The organism is Ruegeria sp. EL01 (assembly GCF_900313035.1).
GTDB lineage: Bacteria > Pseudomonadota > Alphaproteobacteria > Rhodobacterales > Rhodobacteraceae > Ruegeria.
On the sequence record NZ_OMPS01000045.1, the window covers coordinates 120,623 to 141,115 of the forward strand.

Below are 20,493 nucleotides of genomic sequence, written 5' to 3' on the forward strand. Positions count from 1 at the left end.
TTTACTCAGCCGGTTCACGGGTTTTGCCGGGGGCCGTGCGATAGACAAATGGCGCGTCAATACTTGCCGCGTGCTGGTTCGCCTGCGACTGCAGGTCCTTGTGATGAGGGGATTTGATGCAAACCGGGTCCGTGGCGTTTGCGTCGCCAACAATCGCCATCGCCTGACAGCGACATCCGCCGAAATCGATGGTCTTGCGATCGCAGCTTTGGCACGGCTCAGACAACCACTCCGTTCCGCGATAGGCGTTGAAGGCGGAATTGTTGTGCCAGATATCGGCCAGAGGTTTGTCCTGGACATTGTCAAACTGAAGGTGCGGAATGGACTGGGCCGCATGGCACGGTAAAACCTGCCCGTCGGGTGTTACATTCAAACCTGTTGTTCCCCAGCCCCCCATACAGCGCTTGGGATAGTCATCGTGATAATCCGCAGAGACATAGTCGATGACCAATTCACCCTTCAGGGCCTGCCGCGCTTCGATAACATGCTGAGTGACTTGCCGGGCCTGGTCTCGCGTCGGCATCAGGGCATCGCGGTTTTGCAGGGCCCAACCGTGGAACTGCACTGTCGCCACCTCGATCCGTCGCGCACCCATTTCCTGAGCCAACTCAAGTGCGCGGGGCAGTTGGTGGGCGTTATGACGGTGCAGTACGAAATTAAGCGTCAAAGGAAAGCCGATGGCCTTAATCCATTCAACCGCCTTCATCTTGCGATCGAACCCTCCGCGATAGCCGCCGACTTTGTCGGCCATCACAGCATCGGTTCCCTGAAGGGACAGTTGGACATGATCAAGACCGGCCTCATCCAGTTCGTGCAAACGGCGCTCGGACAACCCAATGGCAGACGTGATCAGGTTGGTATACAGCCCGGCTTGCCGGGCGGCCTTCACAAGTGTGACCAGATCGCGCCGCGATGCCGGTTCGCCGCCGGATAGATGAAGTTGTAAAACACCCAGTGCAGCGGCCTCTTGGAACACACGAACCCAGATGTCGCTGTCCATTTCACTGTCTTGTTTGGCCATTTCGACCGGGTTTGAACAGTATGGGCAGGACAGAGGACAGCGATGCGTCAGCTCTGCCAACATGGCGATAGGGGGAGGAACAGCGTTATTCATCAAGTCACATCCAAAAATCGCCGGGCACGCAGCGCATCCAGGAAACCGCCACTGTCTTCGGCGATCTGATCCTGAGGGGCGTTGTATCTTTCGGACAGGGCGGTAGTGATCTGTAAAAAACTGCGTTGGCCGTCCACTTCGTTTAAAATCGCGTGCCCGATCTGGTCCAAAGTCACCGCGCGTTCGGGTGCAAGCAAAACCCACTTTTCGCGCACTTTGTCATAGTGCAGGCGAACACCGCGGGGCAGTGTGGGGATTTCCTGCGCCAACATCACGACGCCTGCCGCATCAGGATGCCTGTGCCAGGTTGCCAGGCACCGGGCGGGATTCGCGCGGGTTCAACATACGCTGCCCAGAGCGCATCCAATTGCGACCACAACACATCCGTCTTGAACATCAGCGCCTTGGCGGCTGCATCCTGCTTTTCTGCAGTGTCAGCGTTGTCCAGAACCCAGGCTAGGCCAAAGGCCACGTCCTTCGGCGCCTCTTTCAGCCGGTTTCTGAAGTAAGACAATGAACTGTCGTCAGCGAAGTCATAGTGTTGAAGCAGCCCTTCGATCCGATTTGCGTGAATCTTGGGCGCAAAGAGTTCGGTCAAAGATGCCGCCACCGCCTCAAGCAAAGTCTTTTCGCGCACGAACCTCACATATGCATCAACGGCAAACTTTGTAGCTGGCAGCACACCTTCGCACGAGGCTACATAATCGGGGTCAAGCCCAACGGCCTCAGCCAGCCGCAACCACCGGCGGATGCCGCCTTCGTTGTCATCTGTTCCATCATGGTCTTCGATGCGCGACCGCCATTGCCGACGCAGCGCGGGGTCTTCGACACGCGACATAAAGGCTGCGTCTTTCATGGGGATGGAGTGCTGGTAGTAGTATCGATTGATGACCCAGGCGCGGACTTCGTCTGCGGTGCATTTGCCGCCGTGCAAGCGGTGGTGAAACGGGTGGAGATCATGATAGCGCTCGGCACCGATCTGACGCAGGCGGGCTTCGAAAACATCGCGGCTTTGGGTCATAGCGTGATCTCCATTCCGTCTTGACCGATTGTCCAACCCGCGGCCTGCGCCTGGGACTTTTCGGCGCTGTCGGGACGTAAGACAGGGTTGGTATTGTTCATATGAACAAAGACTTTTCGCCCGATATTCATGTCTGCAAAACTTGCGATGGACCCGTCGGGCCCGTCCATTGACATGTGACCCATTCGCTTTCCGGTTTTCTGACCTAGACCGGCGCGCACCATCTCATCATCTTGCCAAAGCGTGCCGTCAAAAAACACCAGATCTGCGCCCTCTAGCTGCGCCCGCAAATCGGGTGTCAAAGCCGCGCAACCGGGAATGTAGTAGGCCGTTTTCCCATCGGCGCTCAGCGCAACGCCCACTGTTTGCTCACCGATCAGATCGGTTTGAACGGTTTCGCCTTCCAGATACAATGGGACTTTCCCCGGCACGGGGAACAGCGTCGCCTGAAGGTCAGGAACCAACTCGAACGGCTGGTCCAATGAAATCGAAGACCGGGTCACGACGGATGCGTTCAACGCATCGAAAATTGGGTTCTGACCAAGCACTTCATGGATGCTGCGCGTCGCAAACAGGGTGAAGGGCTGCATTTCCCGCAGTGTCAGCAATCCGGCCACATGATCGATATCGCCGTTGGTCACCAGAACGGACTGAATTGGCATCTGTCGAAGCCCTGAGGGGAATAGGGCGTGAGTGTTCGACAGCTGCACGCGTATGTCCGGAGACGCGTTTAGGACGGCCCAGTTCAGGCCGTCCGGGGAGATAGCAAGCGAAGACTGCGTCTGAGCAGGAATGTCTCCGGAACGTGCCAGATTGCAATTATCACACCCACAATTCCATTGCGGCAGGCCGCCTCCGGCGGCGGCCCCAAGTATGATTGCGCGCAACGTCATTTGAAAGTTAGCGCGCGGGCCGTGATCAGATCAGGCCGCCGCCGCGCTCATCATCATGATCGGGGCCATACATGTTGATTTCCATGCCGCATTCGATTTCGCGGATCACCGGTTTGTTCCATGCCATTTCGGGGTCCTCCTCCAAAAGTGTCCTTGACTTCAATTTGGCAGGTAACCGGCATCAGAGCGAATCTTAATTTATAAGAGCGTCTTAGACTTTGGTCGGTAGTCAATTGTCATTGGATTGCGGCGCACGGCCCTGCAAGCAGAAACCTTGGTTGCGCAATGTTTTGATTTCAAAACCAAAATCGTCTTCGCTAAGCTTCTTGCGCAGGTAACCTATATAGACGTCGACCACATTCTCATTACTGGAGCCTTCCTGCGACCACAGCGTGTCAAACAGGTCTCCGCGCGAGATTGGTGTGCCGACCTTGCTGTTGAGCAAGACCAGCAAATCGAATTCCCGCTCGGTCAGGGCGACGGCTGTATCGCGGATGCGGATGGTTCGGTCGTCCTGTGAAAGGCGCGCGGGCTCGGGGTGTTGTGTCTGGGCCCGTTGTTCCTGAACCTGCAGCCGCGCGACAAGCTCGTCAAAGCTGAAGGGTTTGACAACATAGTCATCAGCTCCAGCCTCAAGCCCTGCGGCGCGATGATCGACATCCGATAGTGCCGAAAGCATCAGAATGGGGATGGTCACACCGACCGACCGGGCGGACCTGACCAGTTCGATGCCACTGTCAGCCCCCAACATGACATCTACAATTGCGCCTGAAAACGTACCGCTTTGCAGACGCTTTAACCCCAAATCCGCGCGGTTCTCGGCCTCGGCCTTATAGCCATGCAGCGACAGGCCGCGCACAAGGGCCGAGGCAATTTGTGGATCGTCATCTATGATCAGCAATCGGGATGTCATGTGCTCATTCTAAGCCTGCGCAACAGGTAAACGAATGCAGACATTTGTACCGTTTGACGGTCCGATTGCCTGATCCTTTGGAACAGGACTGGTCAATGAGATTGCGCCGTGATGCGCTTCGATCACCCAGCGCGCCAAAGCGAGACCGACACCAAAGCCTTGGCTGTTGGCCGATCCGCCCTGAACAAACCGTCCAAAGATATCGCCCTGCGCGTCAACCGGGACGCCGGGCCCATTATCAACAATTGAGATTTCGACCGTGTCGGCGGTCAGTTTGGTCGTCATGGTGATCGTCTTACCGTCGCGCGCGTGACGGACTGCGTTCCGGATCAGGCTTAGCAGCACCTGCCGGATCCAGTTCGGATCGCAATTCAGTTCACAATCGGGGATTGGCCCGACGGTCAGCGTCATATTCGCACTGTCGATGTCCGGTTGGATGTCCCGTACCACGGTGTTCAATAGATCAGCCAGCTTAACCGGTTGCGGTTCCAACGCCAGTTCGCCGCTTTCCGACCGCGCCACGCGAAGCAGGTCGTCAATGCGCTGGTTCAGTTTGATCGCGCTGGTTTCGATGGCCTGCAATGCGTCGGGTGCGCTTTGTTTGTCTTGCTGTCCGATTTGGGCTTCCATCATGATCACGGTAAGCGGTGTGCGAAGCTCGTGACTGATATCCGCAAAAAAGCGCCGCCTGTTTTCATCAATTTTTGATAGAGTATTGTTGGCGGCGCTCAGCTCCTCGGTTCGCTGGGCAATTGTTTCGTTCAGTCTGGCCCATTCCGACTCGACCTGCGACTGATGCTGTTTGAGGGCTGCCGCCATGCGATTTGTTTCGCGATAAAGCTGACCGATCTCGTCACCCTGCATGGTTGGTAACTCGGGCGAGAATTCCGCCTGTCCAATCTGCATTGCAGCCCCGCGCAAGCGATCCAACCGTGCGAACTGTGGGCGGATCAGCCAGAAATAGAACCAGATCGTGCTGAGGATTGCGAACGTGGCAAATCCTAACGCGATCCAGGTCAGGGTACTGCGGGTTTCCTCGATCCCGGACAGGATGGTGTTGCGAAACAAGATTTCTGTATTCACGGCCTGGCTGAGCAAGGGATCAAACCCCGAGGCGAAATTGTCGATATAGGCCCTTAACCGCGCCTGATCCGCTTCGGAATTTGCAAGCCCGTCCAGCGTGTTTCCCAGCAACGCCTCCATCCGGGCGAGGCCGAGCGACTGCGTGCCATAGCGCGACTGCTCGTCTATCCCGAAGCCTTGCGCCGCCGTGACTGCGTCAGCGACATCGGCGTGCAGCTTGCCGAATGTGTCGCCGATTTGTCCTTGTATTGGGGTCAGGCGATCGATCCGAATGTCGACTGGCTGCCCCGTCTGCACGGATTCCGTTGCTATCACCAAAAACGTGGCCACCTGAGTGGACAGTGCCGCGTATCGCGCCATGCGCATTTCCGATGCCAGCGCTGTTTCCAGCCGCGAGGCCACAGTTTGCATCCCCAAATACAGGATCGCTGCTGTCAGCAACGTGCCCGACCCCAGAACAACAGCCCCCAGACCCAGACGGGTTTTCAGCAGCAAATGGCGCTTTGGTTTGTCGGCGGGTCCGTTCATGTTTTTCGTTTCATCAGGCCGCGCGCCGGATCGTATCCCCAGACCGCGGCGCCACACAACGCGGCCGTCCACACCAGCACCCAGAACAGCGCGATCCAGTTGATCTGCAGGTACAACAGAAACCGTATCAGTTCGACCACATGGGTAAACGGATTTAAGGCGCAGATGTCACGCAAAAGCGGTGAGCTTTCGGCCATTTTCCACAGCGGGTAGAGGGCCGAGGACAGAAAGAACATCGGGAAGATGACAAAATTCATCACCCCCGCAAAGTTTTCCAGCTGTTTAATGAAACTGGATAAGACCAATCCCAACGCACCCAACATCAGCCCACCCAGAACCAGCCCTGGAAGAACCGCAAAATAACCGGGCATCGGCAACACAATCCCGAACAATGCCGCCAGCGCCAGAAATGTATAGACCTGCAGGATGGAAATCGCCGTTGAGCCGAGCAACCTGCAAAACAAAAGCCACCAACGCGGGAATGAACTCGTCAGCAGCAGGCGCATAGATCCCATTTCGCGGTCGTACACGAGGCTGAGAGAGCTTTGCATCCCGTTGAACAGAAGGACCATCGCGCACAGGCCCGGCACAATATAGGTCTCATAGGTGATATATGTCTGGTAGGGTGGGATGATGGACAAGCCAAGCGCCGCACGAAACCCCGCAGCAAAGATCAGCAGCCAGACCATTGGGCGCACGAGTGCGGCCAGAAAGCGCTCGCGTTGATGAATAAAGCGCAGAAACTCGCGTCCGATGATGGCCTGTGCGACACCCCAAAAACCACTCATGCCGGCACCTCGGTCTGGGATAGGAACCAATTGGATAGCGTCTCCTCGCCGCGCAACTCTCCGGTCTGTCCTGCGGCGAGAATCTTACCATGATGCAGAACCAGCAATTGGTCGCCGTCGCGTACTTCATCGGTCAGATGTGTCGCCCATAATATGCAAAGCCCTTGGTCGGCCAGATCGTGAACATGATCGGTGATCGAGTGCCGTGCTGAGGCGTCCAAGCCGACGGTTGGTTCGTCCAACAGCAAAACCTTTGGGTCATGCAGCAGGGCGCGGGCCAGCTCCATCCGGCGGCGGTGCCCACCATTCAGCGCCCGAACCTTTTCACCAGCGCGTTCGCGCATCCCCAGCCGGTCCAGAGCAGCGTCAATGCGTTGAGGTGTTTCCTGTTTTGGCAGCCCATGCAGCGCGGCAAAATAGGCCATGTTTTGCTTGACCGTCAGGCTGAGGTCCAACGTCGGTTGTTGAAACACGACGCCCAGATCCCCAAGCGCTTTGCGTGGCGATCGCCTGAGATTGTGCCCGGCAACGGCGATCTCGCCCTCTGGGGCGACCAAAAGGCGTGTCAGCAGCGAGATTAAAGTGGATTTCCCGGCTCCGTTCGGCCCAAGTAATGCGCAGAAAGTCCCCGGCTCCACGTCGAATGAGACGGAATCCAGTGCCGTTTTAGGGCCGTAGTGAAAGCTCAGATTGCGGACGGTCAGGCCCCGCTTGGTCTCGTCCTGCAACTGCGCATCAGGCATCTATTCCTCCGCCCGGATTCCCGTTCTGACGGTCAGCTTGCCCGTTCGGGGCGCGTTTCTCAACCATGCAGAAAAGCACCGGACCGCGACTTAAGTCTACGTAACCTCGCAGATTTGTTGTGTGGAGAAGCGGGTGAAGCAGCGATACGCCTGTCGCAATCAAGATAGAAAAGCCACGATGAGCCTTGGGCGACGTGACGTGATGCAAAACAGCCTTGGGCGCTGTTGTGCCTAGTACCAACGCTATGCGCGCAGGATGTCCTGGCCCTGCTTGTACCGCGTGCGATCACTCATCGGGATCTGTGTATGTTCAAAAGTCACGCTGTTGTCGAACTGGAAACCGGACTCGGGATTTCAACGAACCCTTTTGACTTTGAGGCGACCGTTCCAAGCGCCGGGGTGTTCACCTTCGCTTGGTCCGACGATGACGGCGCGATTTACACTGACACTAAGGCGGTCACGGTTGCCTGGCCGAATTCAGGATGTGTTCAGGGAGGTCTGGGGCCAGCATTGCCCCGGTTCTACGGCCTATTCAAAACCCCCGCATAAGCATGTCGATCGCAACTGTAATATGTTCAAATTCTTCATTCAAATTGCAGACCTGAGACTTGAGGATACCAGCCGGGACAGCCGCTAAGAACTGGGTTACCATCACGACAGGCTCACCTTCGATTTCGAATATCGGGTTCAACCGCGTTGCTGGCTTCGGAGCTCGTGACTTTGGCAAAAGCGGCACAACGACACGCGTGTTCAGATCGCTGAGGAGATCGGTTTGAACATCCAGAAGAAAGCCATCACCGGATGGGTTCGGAAACACAGCGTATTTTGGCATCAGAACTGCCGAAGGCCTTCCAGCGGCAACCCGTGTCTTTCAACATACGAATTGGAGCTTCTGAGCGCGGCGGAGTTTTCTGCCTTCCACTGCTCCGCTTTTGCTGAGGCCACGGCCACGCGGATCCCTTCTTCAGCTGCACGGGATAGATTTACTTTCAGCGCCCTAGCTTCAGAAAGCAAGGCGCTGTCCAGCGACAAGTTGGTTGGTTTTCTGGATTGGGCATTCATTCTGCTGCCCCTCTTATGTGGCAAGGACATTGGTATTATATATGCGCGTAATTTATGCGTATGAAGCATACATAGGATTTATCTATCTCACAATACTGATGCCGTTCAATTCGGCAGTGTGAACGGGGCAACCAAATTCATTGGTACCCGGCCATTGCATTGGCCGGGTCTGGTCACGTGAAGCAGCACAACAATAGTAGCGACGAACCTGCGCGAGCTAGAACCGGTACCCTACCGCAAGCACCGCCGAGTAGTTTCCTTCGGATTTCACGACCGGGCTGTCCTTGGCATCGCCAAGCAATCTGGAATATTGCACGATCCCCGTCAAACCCCAGTTATTGCCAAGGGTTTGGCTGAACCCGATCTCGGCGTTAACGGATTTCAAGCCAGCGCCGGCGCTGTACTGCCTTAAGCCTGAAGAGGCGGATTGCGCCGCCGACACACCGAAGAAGCTTTGGTTGTAGTTGTCGTTGGCCCAGTCAACCGACACACCACCGACCAGCGCCAACCCTTGCTGACCGGCCACATCGTCATATCGCTTGCCCGTTGGCGACAATGCGCCGCGTATGACGCCGAACGGCACCTGGCTTTGCAGCCCAAGCGATACAACCGTGCCCTTGGAGCCTTTGAGGAAGGTGTTCACATCTGCTGTGGCCGTAACGCGTGGCCCCAGATCGAGCTGTGCGCCCAGCGAGACAACGGCGCCGTCCTCGATATCTCCTAGCCCTCGAAGATGACCACTGTCGCTTTCTTCGCGACCGCCACCGTATCCAAGGGCGGCCGACATCCGAAGGCCGTTCCTGTCATAAACAAACGCGCCTATTCCATTGCCGGAAACAACCAAAGTGTCGCGCCATACTGCTTCGAACGCCGGGAATGCGGAGGTTTCTTGTTTGTCTGATCCTTCGTATTCTGGGGCATATGCGACCCCGGCTCCCAGGTAGAAATCCCAGTCGTTCCATCCTCCTGTGCCGTCGGTGCCGTTGCCTGCACTCTGGGCTGTTGCCTGGCCGGCAAAAACTGCCAGACATGTTCCGACAACGGCCAAAGCCGCTCGATTGAGAGATTTCGAATTCATAAAAGTCCTCGGTTCTTTCATCAGTTAAAAGGCTGCTATGGGCCGTTTCTCGGTGCCAAATCCGTCTGTTTGGCGGCGGAAATGTCTTGCGCACGAAATGCCCGAGCAGACGCTCGCGCAACTTAGTGCCGGGTTTTGGTTAAAGGTTCCTAGCTGGCCGTCGCGGACAGCTTTTTGCTGTTGTTGCCGATGAGAAGAGACATCGTCGTTGGCCTTGAAGCCTTTTTGCTGAGTGAAGCGGGAGTCCGAGCGGCCCCTATCCCATTAGCGAAGCAAGTTTTTCAAAGCGTCTTTCAGCTTTGGGCACGCAGTTTTGTGCGCAGCTCTGACGGCGTTGTCCCCATTTCCCGTTTGAAGGCCTTGTAAAAAGACGATCGAGAGTTGAAGCCGACGTCATAGGTGATCACCAGTATCGTCTCGTCGGAATTTTGCAGCTGCTCGACGGCATCGCGAACACGCCAACTGTTAATATAGTCGAAAAAGTTCGACCCAATCGTCGTGTTCAGTGTTTGCGAGACATAAGCTGAGGTGACACCAATGTGTTTTGCCAGATCCCAAAGCGACAGATTTGGGTCCCGGTAAACAAGATCATTGGACATCGCACGCTCGATTTTGGAGGCGATCCTTTTTGCGCGATCTTCCGTCAACGCCGAGCGTTCATATTTTGGACCAGCGGCTTCCTCTTTTTCAGCAATGGCGTCAAAGGTCGGCTGTTCTCGGATCAGGCCGGGCTGCTGCCGCAGCCCCCACAGCGCAATGACCCAGACAATGGCAAAACTTGCCAGGCTATTTGCATGGTCGCTATCAAAGATCGGATGGATCGAGTTCTCCAGGTCAAAAAATGATGCGAGTGTCCCGACCATACCCAGCACAAGATAAATCCCGACAACGAATGCAATCCACCAGACCCACAGCAGTTCCCGGTCTTCGGTTGTCGCGAACAGATCCTTGAGGCGGTTGGTGTATGTTCTAAGTTGATTGACGATTAGCCAAAGATAAATCAACACCATGATTTGAAAGAAAAAATCTAGAAGCTCCAAAAATAGGAGGGGAAGAATCTGAAGCAGGTTCAGCGACTCGATATCAACGTCGGCTGTTCCAAACAGAACGTTAGGAAGGGACAACACAGATACAAGCGTCAAAACGGCAAGAACGAACGGCAAGTAGTGCAACCCGCGCGGTCTTAGTTTTTCGACACCATTCTCAGACGTCAAAACCTTAACGTAACTCCAGAACAGAAATGGCTCGAAAACCGATGCAGATGCAGCGAGGCCGATCCATAGTAAGTCGCGTCTTGTTAACTGGTCGCTGCCGGCAAATTCGATCAACAGATCAATCGCGCCGACGATGGATTCGGCAACAAAAAACAGGGCGAGTGGTAAAAAGAGAGCCCGGTGGTTTCGGTTAAGCAGCAAGAGATTTGCGCAAAACACCGTGGCCCCGAGCTGAAACAGCGTTAACGAAATTTCAAACGAGTTTTCGGGCAATGCGGTGTCTCCGAGTTGGGTTCTGAACTAGAGGGCATAACAGGAAAACTCCAGCGCGAACGAGCGAAGGCTCGTTTCGGTGTCCTTTCCGTCTGGGAAAGACAGGTCCGGGCGTTTTTTGGGGCTTGAGAGTTCAGGCGAGCCGCAAGTGTTCCACCGCCCGAACAGACGCTTGCCGGAACAAGTTGGCCATTGGTGAAAGTTCGCTTTCCGAGCGGGCCATGATGCCAATTGGACCTGCCGTCAGACCTGTATCTATCGGCAACGCCCTGAGTTGGCCGCTTGCGATATCTCCGGCGACAACACCCGTCGAGATCACCCAAAGTGCGTCACTTGCCAATGTCAGTCCTCGCCCAAACGTCGCCGATACCGACTCGATCTGCTTCGGGAAGCTGGTCATGCCATTGGCAATCATCATGCGATCAACCAGCGGCCGGATGGCGGAGTCTTCCGGCGGGTAAATGACCGGGTAATTTGCCGCCTCGGACAGATTGGACGCCTCGGCCAAGGGATGCCCCGGGGCGCACACGATGGCGACGCTTTCGACGTAGAGCTGCGTAAAAGAGATATCCTTCATTGCATCGGGCTTACCCAACCGACCTATCACAAGATCTAACTGGCCCGATTGCAGCCGATCAATCAGATACCCATGTGGTCCATCCTCGACCCGGGGAACGGTGTCGGGGGCAAGTTCCGAAAATATCGCAACGGCGCGCGGTAAAATGCGCGCGGCGACACTTGGCAGTGCGCCAATGGACACCGACCCTGTTTCCCCTTTGCGAACAGCCGTCACGCTGTTCACGGCCATGCCCAAAGCCGTCATGCCGCTGGTGGCATGCCTTAGAAAGACATCTCCTGCGACAGTCATCGTCACGCCGCCTCGGTTGCGTTCCAGCAGGGTGGCTCCGACAATCCCTTCAAGTTCTTTCAGGGTTTTGGAGATAGCGGGCTGAGTCAGATTCAGGGTTTCGGCGGCACGCTTCAGGCTTTTCTGCCGCGCGATTTCGACAAAGGCTTCGACATGACGAACTTTTAGTCGGCGATCAATCATTACTTTCCAATTAGGGCAACTAATGAGGGTAAAACATCATTTTACATAACCGAATTGGCAATGCAATCATACTGCGCATAAGGGAGGAAGGATCAGATGCGAACACAAGTCGTCGTCATCGGCGGAGGGCCGTCAGGTTTGCTTTTGTCGCAGCTGCTTCATGTCCATGGAATTGACAGCGTCGTTCTAGAGAGAAAAACCAAGGACTACGTCCTAAGCCGTATTCGCGCCGGCGTTCTGGAACAGGGATTTGTTAACCTGATGGAGCAAGCAGGGGTCGCTGATCGTCTGCACGCGGAAGGTTTCAAACACGACGGAACGCTGATCGCGTTTGAAGATGAGAGCTTTCGCATCGATTTTCACGAACACACAGGCACGCCGGTCTTGGTTTACGGCCAGACAGAAGTCACCCGTGACCTCTATGAGGTGCGAGAGGCTGCAGGTGGCAAGATCATCTTCAACACGGATGATGTCACAATACACAATGCGGATACAGATACACCCCATGTGACCTTTACCGTGGACGGGCAGCAACAGCGCATCGACACCGATTTTGTGGCCGGATGCGATGGGTTCCATGGTGTCAGCCGCCAAACGATCCCCTTGAGCGTGAGACGAGAATACGAAAAAGTGTACCCCTTCGGCTGGCTTGGAATCCTGTCCGAGACGCCTCCGGTTCATGATGAGCTGATCTATTCGTTGTCGCGACGTGGGTTTGCACTCTGTTCTATGCGCAATGAGAACCTCAGCCGCTACTACATCCAGTGTTCGCTGTCGGATAATCCCGACGATTGGACCGACAGTGCCTTTTGGAATGAACTAAAGCGCAGAATTCCACAGGAGTTTGCAGATCGCATTGTAACCGGGCCATCAATCGAGAAGTCGATCGCGCCCCTTAGATCATTTGTGACCGAGCCGATGCGTTGGGGGCGGCTCTTTCTGTGCGGGGACGCCGCGCATATTGTTCCGCCGACAGGTGCCAAAGGTCTGAACACCGCGGCGTCTGATGTGCACTATCTGCATAACGCGCTGCACGATTTCTACGAAACGGGATCAAGCGAGGGGATGGATAGTTACTCACAAAACGCGCTCGCCAGGATCTGGAAGGCCGAACGGTTTAGCTGGTGGTTCTCGTCTCTGTTGCATCGTTTTCCGGATCAATCCAACTTTGACCTAAAGATGCAACGCGCCGAGATCGATTTCTTGCGCACAAATAAAGCCGCACAAAAAGCGATGGCTGAAAACTATGTGGGATTGCCGTATTGATGGGTGCAACCAAGGAGATACCGATGATTGATCGCCATACGACGGGAATGTCTGTTCGGCGTCGCGTATTGGGTGATGCCCATGTGGATCGTGCCGAAGCGCAGAAATCCGCGTTCGATGCGCCATTTCAGGAGATGATCACAGAAACCGCATGGGGAACCCTGTGGGCAAACGACACAATCACGCTGCGGGAACGGTCGATGATCACGCTGGCTTTGCTGGCGGCCACCCGAAGCTTCGATGAAATCCCGATGCATCTGAAAGCCTGCGCCAATACGGGCACGTCGAAGGAAGACGTCATGCAGGCGTTCATGCATGCGGCGGTTTATGCCGGTGTTCCTTGTGCCAACCATGCGGTGAAGCTGGCCAAGCAGACATATGCAGAAATGGAAGGCGAGACCGAATGACCCAGCCACCAGACCTGTATCAGCGGGATCGCGAATGGCACCCGCCGGCTTATGTGCAGAACTACAAAACCAGCGTCTCGCGATCGCCGCAGAATGCTCTGCTGTCACTTGAGCCCACACTGAGTGAGGTGGCTGGTCCGACTTTCGGTCACAGCGATATCGCCTCCTTAGACAATGATCTGATCCGCAACTATGCAAAAACAGGCGATCCGATTGGCGAGCGTATTATTCTGCACGGTCGGGTGCAGGATGAAAACGGTAAGCCAGTGCCCAATACGCTGGTTGAAATCTGGCAGGCCAACGCCGGAGGCCGGTATCGCCACAAGAAAGACACCTATCTGGCTGCAATCGATCCGAATTTCGGGGGCTGTGGACGAACGCTGACGGACGAGAACGGCTTTTACAGATTCAGAACGATCAAACCGGGGGCCTATCCCTGGCGCAACTGGATCAACAGCTGGCGACCTGCGCATATCCACGTATCGGTATTCGGGTCCAGCTTTGCACAACGGCTGATCACACAGTTGTATTTCGAAGGGGATCCGCTGATTGCCAAATGTCCCATCGTCAACACCATCCCGGATCAGCGTGCGATTAAGCAATTGGTAGCTGCGCTTGATCTGAACACGACGGTTCCGCTGGACAGTATTGCGTATAAGTTTGACATCGTCCTTCGTGGGCATCGCTCCACTTATTTCGAAAACCGGCCCGAGGGGAACTGATCATGGTTCAAAAACTCGACTATCTGAAAGAAACTCCGTCCCAGACTGCCGGGCCCTACGTACATATTGGCCTTGCACCGGGGGACGCAGGGTTTGACATCTACCGACAGGAGCTTGGCCGGGATATTGCGGGGCCCGAGGCGACAGGCGAGCGGATCAAAATTCAGGGTCAGGTGCTGGATGGGACGGGCGCACCCGTCAAGGACGTTTTGATCGAAGTTTGGCAGGCTAACGCGGCAGGCATTTACCCGGGCATTGGCGATGTCGAAACCGGATTTCGCGGCTGGGGTCGGGTCATTCCAGATTTCGAAACAGGGGAATGGTCATTTGCAACCGTAAAACCCGCGCCTGTTCCGGGTCGCGGTCCAGGTCTGATGGCGCCTCACATCAACTTTTGGCTGGTTGCGCGCGGCATTAATGTCGGATTGAACACGCGCCTGTATTTTTCCGATGAAACAGCCGCAAACGAAACCGACCCGATCTTGAACCTGATCGAGCAGGCGGACCGGCGCGACACTCTGGTCGCCCGCCGGGATGGAAGCGTGTATCGCTTTGACATCCGGTTGCAGGGGGACAAAGAAACAGTGTTCTTCGATGTCTGAACAAATAAGCAAAAGCCCCTGTATCATTTGCGTGGCCATCACCGGATCTATCCCGACCAAAGCCGACAATCCGGCGGTCCCGATCAGTGTCTCTGAACAAGTGGAAAGCACACACGAAGCTTTTGAGGCCGGAGCGACGATTGCCCATTGCCACGTGCGCGATGATGACGGGAAACCAACGTCTGATGCGACGCGGTTTGCCGATCTGAAACGCGGCATTGAAACCCATTGCCCCGGAATGATTGTTCAATTGTCGACCGGTGGACGTTCAGGCGCTGGCGCGGCGCGCGGTGGCATGTTGCCTCTGGCGCCGGATATGGCGTCTTTGTCGGTGGGGTCGAACAATTTTCCGACCCGCGTGTATGAAAACCCTCCGGAGCTGGTCGAGTGGCTGGCCAGCGAGATGGTCAAATACGATGTGAAACCCGAGATTGAGGCCTTCGATCTGTCCCATATCTTCCGGGCAGCTGCGATGTATCGCAACGGGCAGATCAAAGATGTTCCCTACGTGCAGTTTGTTATGGGTGTGAAGAATGCAATGCCAGTCGATCGCGAGGTTTTTGATTTCTACGTGCACACCGTACAACGGCTGTTAGGCGAAGTGCCGTGGTGTGCAGCCGGGATTGGCGCAAACCAGATCGTTTTGAACCAATGGTCAGTTGCGGCAGGCGGGCATGTTCGGACGGGTCTTGAGGATAACGTGCGCCTGGATCGCGACACGCTGGCCCCATCCAATGCAGCACTGGTCAAGCGCGCCGTCGAGGTTTGCAACACGCACGACCGCCCGGTAGCCACCATAGCCGAGGCGCGCTCGATCCTCGGGCTGCGGAGGGTGGCCACCTGATGCCACGCTTCGCCAGCATTGATGGGACCCTTATTCATTATGAGGTTCAATCCGGCGGCGCTGGCAAAACGCCTGTTGTGTTCCTGAATTCCTTGGGGACGGATCTGCGGATTTGGCAAGAGGTCGCCGATGAGCTTGAGACTACGACTCGTTTGTTGATTGACAAACGCGGGCACGGTCTATCGGATTGCGGGGCAACATCTATCGCGGCTCTTGCCGATGACGTCGCAGGCCTGATCGACCATTTGGCATGGCAAAGGGCAATCATTTGTGGGGTATCGGTGGGAGGCATGATCGCGCAATCGCTGGCCCATCGCCGCCCTGACCTCGTCGCGGGTCTGGTTCTTTGCAACACGGGCACCAAAATCGGAGAGTCGAGCGCTTGGAACCAACGGATCGACATGGTGACTGACAGGGGGATGGACGCCATAGCGGATACCGTGATCAAGCGCTGGTTTTCGAATAATTTTCGCACCAAAGCGCCAGATACGGTTGCCGGTTACCGCAATATGCTGACGCGAACACCAGCCCAGGGCTATGTTGCGACATGCGCGGCCATTCGTGATGCAGATCTGACCGATACAACGAAATACATTAGGGTTCCCACCATCTGTATTGGTGGGACCGACGATCTGGCGACGCCGCCCGAATGCGTAAATGCGCTGTCAGATTTCGTAGAACGCTCGCAGTGTCACATTCTGTCTGGCGTAGGGCATTTGCCTTGCATTGAAGCTCCGGGGTTTGTTGCCTCGCAGATCCGGTCGTTGCAGGATGCGCTGTCATGAGCGACGTATTCGAACATCCTTGGCTCTCCGGTCTTTTTGGCGACTGCGACGCAGATGCGATCTGGTCAGCGCAACAATCACTGGCCCATATGCTTACATTTGAAGCCGCCTATTCCAGTGGGTTGGGGGCGATCGGCATCGTGTCGTTGCGAGACGCGCAATTGGCAGCGCAGCGGATAGAAGCCACAAATCCTGATCTCGAGATTTTGCGATCCGGAACGGTGCAGGATGGTTTGCCCGTGCCGGCGCTGGTTCGGTATCTGAAGTTGGAAGCGGGGCAATTCAAGAACGCGATCCACACCGGTGCAACCTCGCAAGATGTGATGGATACGGCGTTGGCGCTGACATTGCGCGCAAATTCTGATCTGCTGGCGGATCGCTTGTCCGAATTGGTTGATCTGTTGGGTCAGGTCACAAAGAGATTTGGGTCGAATATGATCATGGGGCGCACGCGCATGCAGGCTGCCCTTCCGGTGACAGTCGGGCACCGGCTTGAGACTTGGTGCGCGCCTTTGGCAGAACATCTGCGCCGCCTCGAACAGCTGCGTCCGCGTGCCGAATGTGTTCAACTGGGCGGCGCTGTCGGCGATGGCCAGGCCATCGGTATTAAGTATCGCGAATTGGCCGAGTTTCTGGCCAGCGCATTAGAATTGCATCTGCCAAACCGAAGCTGGCATGCAACCCGCGAGGGTATCACTGAATATGCCAGCTTTCTGTCTCTGATTTCGGGCTCTCTGGGGAAAATGGGTCAGGACATCTGCCTGATGGCCCAGCAGGGTGTGGATGAGATTAAGTTGTCTGGTGGCGGCGGATCATCGGCAATGCCCCACAAAAAGAATCCTGTTTTGGCCGAGCTTCTGGTCACGCTTGCCCGCTTCAACGCCACACGCGTATCCGGGATGCATCAAGCCCTTGTGCATGAGCAGGAACGGTCGGGCAGCGCCTGGTCCCTAGAGTGGATGATTTTACCAAGCATGGCGAAGGCGACGGCAAGATCCCTGTCGGCGGCCATCACCCTGTGCACCCAAATTGAGTCAATTGGTGAGGAGCGGAAATGATCGCACCGCTGCCACTGTCCCACGACATTGAAATCCAAACAATTTCAGTGCGATACATCGGAGGAGGAAAATCTATGTCTATCAGGAAGTCCCTGTTGGGTTCATTGGCCGCGCTGGCCCTTACGGCAACGGCCGGGCTGGCTCAGGACGTGACACTCACAATGCATCATTTCCTGCCACCTGTTGCAGCCGCTCATAAGGGCATGTTGCAGCCATGGGCGGACAAGGTCACCGAAGATAGCGATGGTCGTATCGCCATTGAAATCTTCCCAGCCATGTCAATGGGAGGTAAGCCACCTGAACTGTACAGTCAGGTTCGCGACGGGTCGGCCGATATCGTCTGGACGGTATTGGGCTACACTCCGGGGGTGTTCCCGCGCAGCGAAGTGTTTGAACTGCCGTTGGTTCATGCCGGTTCTGCCACCGACACAACCATCGCAATGAATGCCTCGATGGATCTGCTGGCCGAGGATTTCGATGATGTTCATGTGATCTTCCTGCACAGCCATGATGGCAATGTGATCCACTCTGCGACAGATCCAATTCGCAGCTTTGACGATGCGAAAGGTATGAAGCTGCGGACACCCAGCCGTACCGGTGCCTGGATCATCGAAGGAATGGGGGCCGAGCCTGTTGGTATGCCGGTCCCGGCCTTGCCCGAAGCAATGTCAAAGGGCGTAGTCGATGGCGCTTTGATTCCGCTCGAGATTGTTCCGCCGCTGAAGCTGCAGGAACTGGACAAATCCATCACCGAATTGCCCAATGGTGATCGCTTTGGAACTGCAGTCTTTATGGTGGCTATGAACCAGGATGCGTATGACGCCTTGCCTGACGACCTGAAGGCCGTGATTGACGCCAATTCAGGTGCGAGTGTTGCTGCGAATGTCGGCGCAATGTGGGAAGGCTTTGAAGCAGGCGGTGAAAAGGCGCTGGAGGCAGCTGGCGTCGAGCGCATTGTCCTGTCTGATGAAGAAGCGGCCAAGTTCAACGCAGCGAACGAGAAAATTGTTCAGCGCTGGATTGATGAGGTCAACGACAAAGGCATCGACGGGGCTGCACTGGTTGAAAGTGCTCGGGCGGCCATTGCGGCAGCCAACGCTGGCAACTGATCGGTCTTAGGGGAGGGGCAGATCTGCCCTTCCCAATTTCTCAGGGAAAACAGCAATGAGCATGGTTCTCAGGCGCCTCGCAGATGGTTTTGCATTGCTTGGCGGCCTCATTCTTCTGGCGATCGTGGCAGTCACCACGACAAATACCTTCGCCTTTATCTTCGACCGTGTGGCGGGAATTTTCGGCGCGGATGTGGCCGGACTGCCCGGATACGAGGATTTCGTGCAGCTTGCGATCAGCTGTGCTGCGTTGATGTTTTTTCCTTATTGTCAGGCCAATCGAGGCCATGTGTCCGTTGAGTTGCTGATGGATCGAATGCCGCGCACGCTGCAGCGCGCAATTGATTTGTTATGGCTGGCGGTCACGGTTTTGGTTGCGCTGTTTCTGGCTTATTGGATGGTCTTCGGCATGTTGGAGGTGCGCTCGGATCAAGTTGTCACCAGCGTCCTTGGCTGGCCGACCTGGCCCTTTTACATCCCTGGCCTTTTGTCCATGATCCTTTGGGCTTTGATTGCCGCATCTCAGGCGTTTGGGGATGTGGCTGATGCTTGATCCTATGACCATTGGTGTGATCGGTCTGGCCGTATTGTTTGTTTTGCTATTGCTGCGCATGCCCGTTGGCATCGCAATGATTGTGGTCGGGATAGGCGGTACATGGGTACTGAGCCACTCTGTCAGCTACATCCGGTTCGTTCCTTACTTGAAACAGTTCAAAAGTCTTCTTTGGGAGAATGTGGCCAATTACGATCTGTCCGTTGTGCCCTTGTTTGTCCTGATGGGCTACGTCGCCGCCGAGGCGAGGTTGTCCACTGACTTGTTCAAGGGGTTAGAGGCTCTGATGTCCCGACTGCGGGGCGGTGTTGCGATGGCGGCCGTCGCAGCCTGTGGTGGCTTTGGGGCCGTTTGCGGATCGTCCCTGGCAACTGCGGCCACGATGGGCCGGGTTTCCCTGCCCGAACTTAAGAAGCTTGGGTATGCTCCCAGTTTGGCATCAGGGTCTTTAGCCGCCGGAGGAACGTTGGGGATCCTGATCCCGCCATCTGTTGCTTTGGTGATCTACGCAATCATCGTCGAAGGTTCGATCCTGAGGATGTTCCAGGCAGCAATTGTGCCGGGAATCTTGGCCGTCCTTGGCTTTATTGCCGTGATTGCGATTCAAGTGCGTCTCAACCCATCTTTGGCGCCGGAACCCACACAAATGGATCCGGATGAGAAACGACAGGCTGTTCGCAGGCTGTGGCCGGTTATCCTGATTTTTGGCGCGATCATTTTAGGATTGGGGTTTGGTCTTTTCACGCCGACTCCAGCCGCGAGTATCGGCGTTTTTGCGATTACCGCGTATGGTTTTTTGCTGCGCGCGTTGACCGGTGAAGGCTTGACGATCTCCGGCGTTCTAAAGGCGATCCGCGCGACCGCGATCACCAGCGGGATGATCTACCTGATCCTGTTCGGTGCCGAAGTCTTAAAGGGATTTTTTGCGCGTACCCAGCTGCCTCAGGACCTGTCCGAGTGGGCGGCGACCAGCGGCATGGATCCAATGCTGATCCTTGTCATCATGCTTTGCATCTTCGTGGTTTTAGGCTGCTTTATGGAAAGTCTGGCGATGATCCTTGTGGTCGTCCCATTCTTCTGGCCCACATTGATTGCGTTGAATGGTGGTGACTATGTCACGGCAGAAACAGCAGCATTTGGAATGGACCCGGACAGCCTGAAAATCTGGTTTGGGATTCTGGCCCTCATCGTTGTGGAACTGGGGCTTATTACGCCTCCGGTCGGGCTGAATGTGTTCATTATCTCTTCGCTTGCACGCGATACGTCGATGGGAACAGTTTTCAGAGGCGTCATTCCGTTTCTGGGTGCAGAAGCCGTGCGCGTCGGGCTGATACTGATGATACCAGCCCTGACGCTTGCGGTTCCAAAGCTGATCGGCGGCTGACG

The 20,493-nt window shown here is 55.8% G+C and carries 25 protein-coding genes; 11 read left to right on the top strand and 14 right to left on the bottom strand.

Translation table 11 applies throughout. The features are described from left to right. Position 1: 1 nt before the first annotated feature. From pqqE to D9K61_RS20070, 9 genes are all read right to left on the bottom strand, one after another. Entirely contained in the window at positions 2-1,114 is a 1,113-nt protein-coding gene (pqqE, locus tag D9K61_RS20030; protein ID WP_120634966.1) for a pyrroloquinoline quinone biosynthesis protein PqqE, read from the bottom strand. After that, complete coding sequence (gene pqqD, locus D9K61_RS20035; protein ID WP_120634967.1) at positions 1,114-1,386, bottom strand: pyrroloquinoline quinone biosynthesis peptide chaperone PqqD; 273 nt, start codon at positions 1,384-1,386, stop codon at positions 1,114-1,116. The genes pqqE and pqqD overlap by 1 nt, the downstream gene beginning before the upstream one ends. After that, entirely contained in the window at positions 1,386-2,135 is a 750-nt protein-coding gene (gene pqqC / locus D9K61_RS20040; RefSeq protein WP_120634968.1) for a pyrroloquinoline-quinone synthase PqqC, read from the bottom strand. Before pqqC ends, pqqD begins: the two co-directional genes overlap by 1 nt. Next, positions 2,132-3,028 carry a pyrroloquinoline quinone biosynthesis protein PqqB gene (gene pqqB / locus D9K61_RS20045; protein WP_120634969.1) on the bottom strand — a complete coding sequence of 299 codons (897 nt, stop codon included), beginning with the start codon at positions 3,026-3,028 and terminating at the stop codon, positions 2,132-2,134. Before pqqB ends, pqqC begins: the two co-directional genes overlap by 4 nt. A gap of 25 nt (positions 3,029-3,053) precedes the next feature. After that, positions 3,054-3,155 carry a pyrroloquinoline quinone precursor peptide PqqA gene (gene pqqA / locus D9K61_RS20050; RefSeq protein ID WP_120634970.1) on the bottom strand — a complete coding sequence of 34 codons (102 nt, stop codon included), beginning with the start codon at positions 3,153-3,155 and terminating at the stop codon, positions 3,054-3,056. Between the two features lie 102 nt (positions 3,156-3,257). After that, positions 3,258-3,941, bottom strand: coding sequence for a response regulator transcription factor (locus D9K61_RS20055; RefSeq protein WP_120634971.1), 684 nt, complete (start codon positions 3,939-3,941; stop codon positions 3,258-3,260). Positions 3,942-3,950: 9 nt separating this feature from the next. Beyond that, a complete protein-coding gene (locus D9K61_RS20060; RefSeq protein WP_120634972.1) occupies positions 3,951-5,552 on the bottom strand; it encodes a HAMP domain-containing sensor histidine kinase in 1,602 nt (533 codons plus the stop codon). Further along, positions 5,549-6,340, bottom strand: a complete 792-nt coding sequence (locus D9K61_RS20065) for an ABC transporter permease (protein ID WP_120634973.1) — start codon at positions 6,338-6,340, stop codon at positions 5,549-5,551. The genes D9K61_RS20060 and D9K61_RS20065 overlap by 4 nt, the downstream gene beginning before the upstream one ends. After that, on the bottom strand, positions 6,337-7,083 hold the full coding sequence (locus tag D9K61_RS20070) for an ABC transporter ATP-binding protein (protein ID WP_120634974.1): 747 nt from the start codon (positions 7,081-7,083) through the stop codon (positions 6,337-6,339). Before D9K61_RS20070 ends, D9K61_RS20065 begins: the two co-directional genes overlap by 4 nt. A 306-nt stretch (positions 7,084-7,389) precedes the next feature. On the opposite strand from D9K61_RS20070, the gene D9K61_RS20075 reads away from it, so the two are divergent. Further along, on the top strand, positions 7,390-7,632 hold the full coding sequence (locus D9K61_RS20075) for a thiosulfate oxidation carrier complex protein SoxZ (RefSeq protein WP_120634975.1): 243 nt from the start codon (positions 7,390-7,392) through the stop codon (positions 7,630-7,632). Here the strand turns inward: D9K61_RS20075 and D9K61_RS20080 are convergent. From D9K61_RS20080 to pcaQ, 5 genes are all read right to left on the bottom strand, one after another. Next, entirely contained in the window at positions 7,616-7,915 is a 300-nt protein-coding gene (locus D9K61_RS20080) for a CcdB family protein (RefSeq protein ID WP_120634976.1), read from the bottom strand. The genes D9K61_RS20075 and D9K61_RS20080 overlap by 17 nt on opposite strands. After that, the gene (locus tag D9K61_RS20085; protein ID WP_120634977.1) at positions 7,915-8,145 is read right to left on the bottom strand and encodes a type II toxin-antitoxin system CcdA family antitoxin; all 231 of its coding nucleotides are present in this window, start codon (positions 8,143-8,145) and stop codon (positions 7,915-7,917) included. The genes D9K61_RS20080 and D9K61_RS20085 overlap by 1 nt, the downstream gene beginning before the upstream one ends. A gap of 217 nt (positions 8,146-8,362) precedes the next feature. Continuing rightward, entirely contained in the window at positions 8,363-9,223 is an 861-nt protein-coding gene (locus tag D9K61_RS20090) for a MipA/OmpV family protein (RefSeq protein ID WP_162946977.1), read from the bottom strand. Positions 9,224-9,516: 293 nt separating this feature from the next. Next, positions 9,517-10,710: an AraC family transcriptional regulator gene (locus D9K61_RS20095; RefSeq protein ID WP_120634979.1), complete on the bottom strand. Its 1,194-nt coding sequence runs from the start codon at positions 10,708-10,710 to the stop codon at positions 9,517-9,519. 133 nt (positions 10,711-10,843) lie between these two features. Continuing rightward, the gene (gene pcaQ / locus D9K61_RS20100; protein WP_120634980.1) at positions 10,844-11,761 is read right to left on the bottom strand and encodes a pca operon transcription factor PcaQ; all 918 of its coding nucleotides are present in this window, start codon (positions 11,759-11,761) and stop codon (positions 10,844-10,846) included. A gap of 96 nt (positions 11,762-11,857) precedes the next feature. Between pcaQ and pobA the strand changes: the two genes are divergently transcribed. The 10 genes from pobA to D9K61_RS20150 all read left to right on the top strand — a co-directional run bounded on the left by pobA (position 11,858) and on the right by D9K61_RS20150 (position 20,491). Beyond that, positions 11,858-13,027, top strand: a complete 1,170-nt coding sequence (gene pobA / locus D9K61_RS20105; protein WP_120634981.1) for a 4-hydroxybenzoate 3-monooxygenase — start codon at positions 11,858-11,860, stop codon at positions 13,025-13,027. 23 nt (positions 13,028-13,050) lie between these two features. Beyond that, on the top strand, positions 13,051-13,434 hold the full coding sequence (pcaC, locus tag D9K61_RS20110; protein WP_120635056.1) for a 4-carboxymuconolactone decarboxylase: 384 nt from the start codon (positions 13,051-13,053) through the stop codon (positions 13,432-13,434). Beyond that, positions 13,431-14,156 carry a protocatechuate 3,4-dioxygenase subunit beta gene (gene pcaH, locus D9K61_RS20115; RefSeq protein ID WP_120634982.1) on the top strand — a complete coding sequence of 242 codons (726 nt, stop codon included), beginning with the start codon at positions 13,431-13,433 and terminating at the stop codon, positions 14,154-14,156. The genes pcaC and pcaH overlap by 4 nt, the downstream gene beginning before the upstream one ends. A 2-nt stretch (positions 14,157-14,158) precedes the next feature. After that, positions 14,159-14,758 (top strand): protocatechuate 3,4-dioxygenase subunit alpha, encoded by a 600-nt coding sequence (gene pcaG, locus D9K61_RS20120; RefSeq protein ID WP_120634983.1) that lies wholly within the window; start codon positions 14,159-14,161, stop codon positions 14,756-14,758. Continuing rightward, positions 14,751-15,602 (top strand): 3-keto-5-aminohexanoate cleavage protein, encoded by an 852-nt coding sequence (locus tag D9K61_RS20125; RefSeq protein ID WP_120634984.1) that lies wholly within the window; start codon positions 14,751-14,753, stop codon positions 15,600-15,602. The genes pcaG and D9K61_RS20125 overlap by 8 nt, the downstream gene beginning before the upstream one ends. Further along, positions 15,602-16,387 (top strand): 3-oxoadipate enol-lactonase, encoded by a 786-nt coding sequence (gene pcaD, locus D9K61_RS20130; RefSeq protein ID WP_120634985.1) that lies wholly within the window; start codon positions 15,602-15,604, stop codon positions 16,385-16,387. Before D9K61_RS20125 ends, pcaD begins: the two co-directional genes overlap by 1 nt. Further along, positions 16,384-17,445, top strand: a complete 1,062-nt coding sequence (locus D9K61_RS20135) for a 3-carboxy-cis,cis-muconate cycloisomerase (protein ID WP_120634986.1) — start codon at positions 16,384-16,386, stop codon at positions 17,443-17,445. Before pcaD ends, D9K61_RS20135 begins: the two co-directional genes overlap by 4 nt. Before the next feature lie 74 nt (positions 17,446-17,519). Then, the gene (locus D9K61_RS20140; protein WP_120635057.1) at positions 17,520-18,554 is read left to right on the top strand and encodes a TRAP transporter substrate-binding protein; all 1,035 of its coding nucleotides are present in this window, start codon (positions 17,520-17,522) and stop codon (positions 18,552-18,554) included. Between the two features lie 55 nt (positions 18,555-18,609). Next, positions 18,610-19,107, top strand: coding sequence for a TRAP transporter small permease (locus tag D9K61_RS20145; RefSeq protein WP_120634987.1), 498 nt, complete (start codon positions 18,610-18,612; stop codon positions 19,105-19,107). Then, positions 19,100-20,491 (top strand): TRAP transporter large permease, encoded by a 1,392-nt coding sequence (locus D9K61_RS20150; protein WP_120634988.1) that lies wholly within the window; start codon positions 19,100-19,102, stop codon positions 20,489-20,491. Before D9K61_RS20145 ends, D9K61_RS20150 begins: the two co-directional genes overlap by 8 nt. The last annotated feature ends 2 nt before the right edge of the window (positions 20,492-20,493 follow it).

Bases quoted from the DNA above. Each gene is read 5' to 3' on its own strand.
- pqqE (WP_120634966.1), bottom strand. From the start codon at position 1,114: ATGAATAACGCTGTTCCTCCCCCTATCGCCATGTTGGCAGAGCTGACG.
- pqqD (WP_120634967.1), bottom strand. From the start codon at position 1,386: ATGTTGGCGCAGGAAATCCCCACACTGCCCCGCGGTGTTCGCCTGCAC.
- pqqC (WP_120634968.1), bottom strand. From the start codon at position 2,135: ATGACCCAAAGCCGCGATGTTTTCGAAGCCCGCCTGCGTCAGATCGGT.
- pqqB (WP_120634969.1), bottom strand. From the start codon at position 3,028: ATGACGTTGCGCGCAATCATACTTGGGGCCGCCGCCGGAGGCGGCCTG.
- pqqA (WP_120634970.1), bottom strand. From the start codon at position 3,155: ATGGCATGGAACAAACCGGTGATCCGCGAAATCGAATGCGGCATGGAA.
- D9K61_RS20055 (WP_120634971.1), bottom strand. From the start codon at position 3,941: ATGACATCCCGATTGCTGATCATAGATGACGATCCACAAATTGCCTCG.
- D9K61_RS20060 (WP_120634972.1), bottom strand. From the start codon at position 5,552: ATGAACGGACCCGCCGACAAACCAAAGCGCCATTTGCTGCTGAAAACC.
- D9K61_RS20065 (WP_120634973.1), bottom strand. From the start codon at position 6,340: ATGAGTGGTTTTTGGGGTGTCGCACAGGCCATCATCGGACGCGAGTTT.
- D9K61_RS20070 (WP_120634974.1), bottom strand. From the start codon at position 7,083: ATGCCTGATGCGCAGTTGCAGGACGAGACCAAGCGGGGCCTGACCGTC.
- D9K61_RS20075 (WP_120634975.1), top strand. From the start codon at position 7,390: ATGTTCAAAAGTCACGCTGTTGTCGAACTGGAAACCGGACTCGGGATT.
- D9K61_RS20080 (WP_120634976.1), bottom strand. From the start codon at position 7,915: ATGCCAAAATACGCTGTGTTTCCGAACCCATCCGGTGATGGCTTTCTT.
- D9K61_RS20085 (WP_120634977.1), bottom strand. From the start codon at position 8,145: ATGAATGCCCAATCCAGAAAACCAACCAACTTGTCGCTGGACAGCGCC.
- D9K61_RS20090 (WP_162946977.1), bottom strand. From the start codon at position 9,223: ATGAATTCGAAATCTCTCAATCGAGCGGCTTTGGCCGTTGTCGGAACA.
- pcaQ (WP_120634980.1), bottom strand. From the start codon at position 11,761: ATGATTGATCGCCGACTAAAAGTTCGTCATGTCGAAGCCTTTGTCGAA.
- pobA (WP_120634981.1), top strand. From the start codon at position 11,858: ATGCGAACACAAGTCGTCGTCATCGGCGGAGGGCCGTCAGGTTTGCTT.
- pcaC (WP_120635056.1), top strand. From the start codon at position 13,051: ATGATTGATCGCCATACGACGGGAATGTCTGTTCGGCGTCGCGTATTG.
- pcaH (WP_120634982.1), top strand. From the start codon at position 13,431: ATGACCCAGCCACCAGACCTGTATCAGCGGGATCGCGAATGGCACCCG.
- pcaG (WP_120634983.1), top strand. From the start codon at position 14,159: ATGGTTCAAAAACTCGACTATCTGAAAGAAACTCCGTCCCAGACTGCC.
- D9K61_RS20125 (WP_120634984.1), top strand. From the start codon at position 14,751: ATGTCTGAACAAATAAGCAAAAGCCCCTGTATCATTTGCGTGGCCATC.
- pcaD (WP_120634985.1), top strand. From the start codon at position 15,602: ATGCCACGCTTCGCCAGCATTGATGGGACCCTTATTCATTATGAGGTT.
- D9K61_RS20135 (WP_120634986.1), top strand. From the start codon at position 16,384: ATGAGCGACGTATTCGAACATCCTTGGCTCTCCGGTCTTTTTGGCGAC.
- D9K61_RS20140 (WP_120635057.1), top strand. From the start codon at position 17,520: ATGTCTATCAGGAAGTCCCTGTTGGGTTCATTGGCCGCGCTGGCCCTT.
- D9K61_RS20145 (WP_120634987.1), top strand. From the start codon at position 18,610: ATGAGCATGGTTCTCAGGCGCCTCGCAGATGGTTTTGCATTGCTTGGC.
- D9K61_RS20150 (WP_120634988.1), top strand. From the start codon at position 19,100: ATGCTTGATCCTATGACCATTGGTGTGATCGGTCTGGCCGTATTGTTT.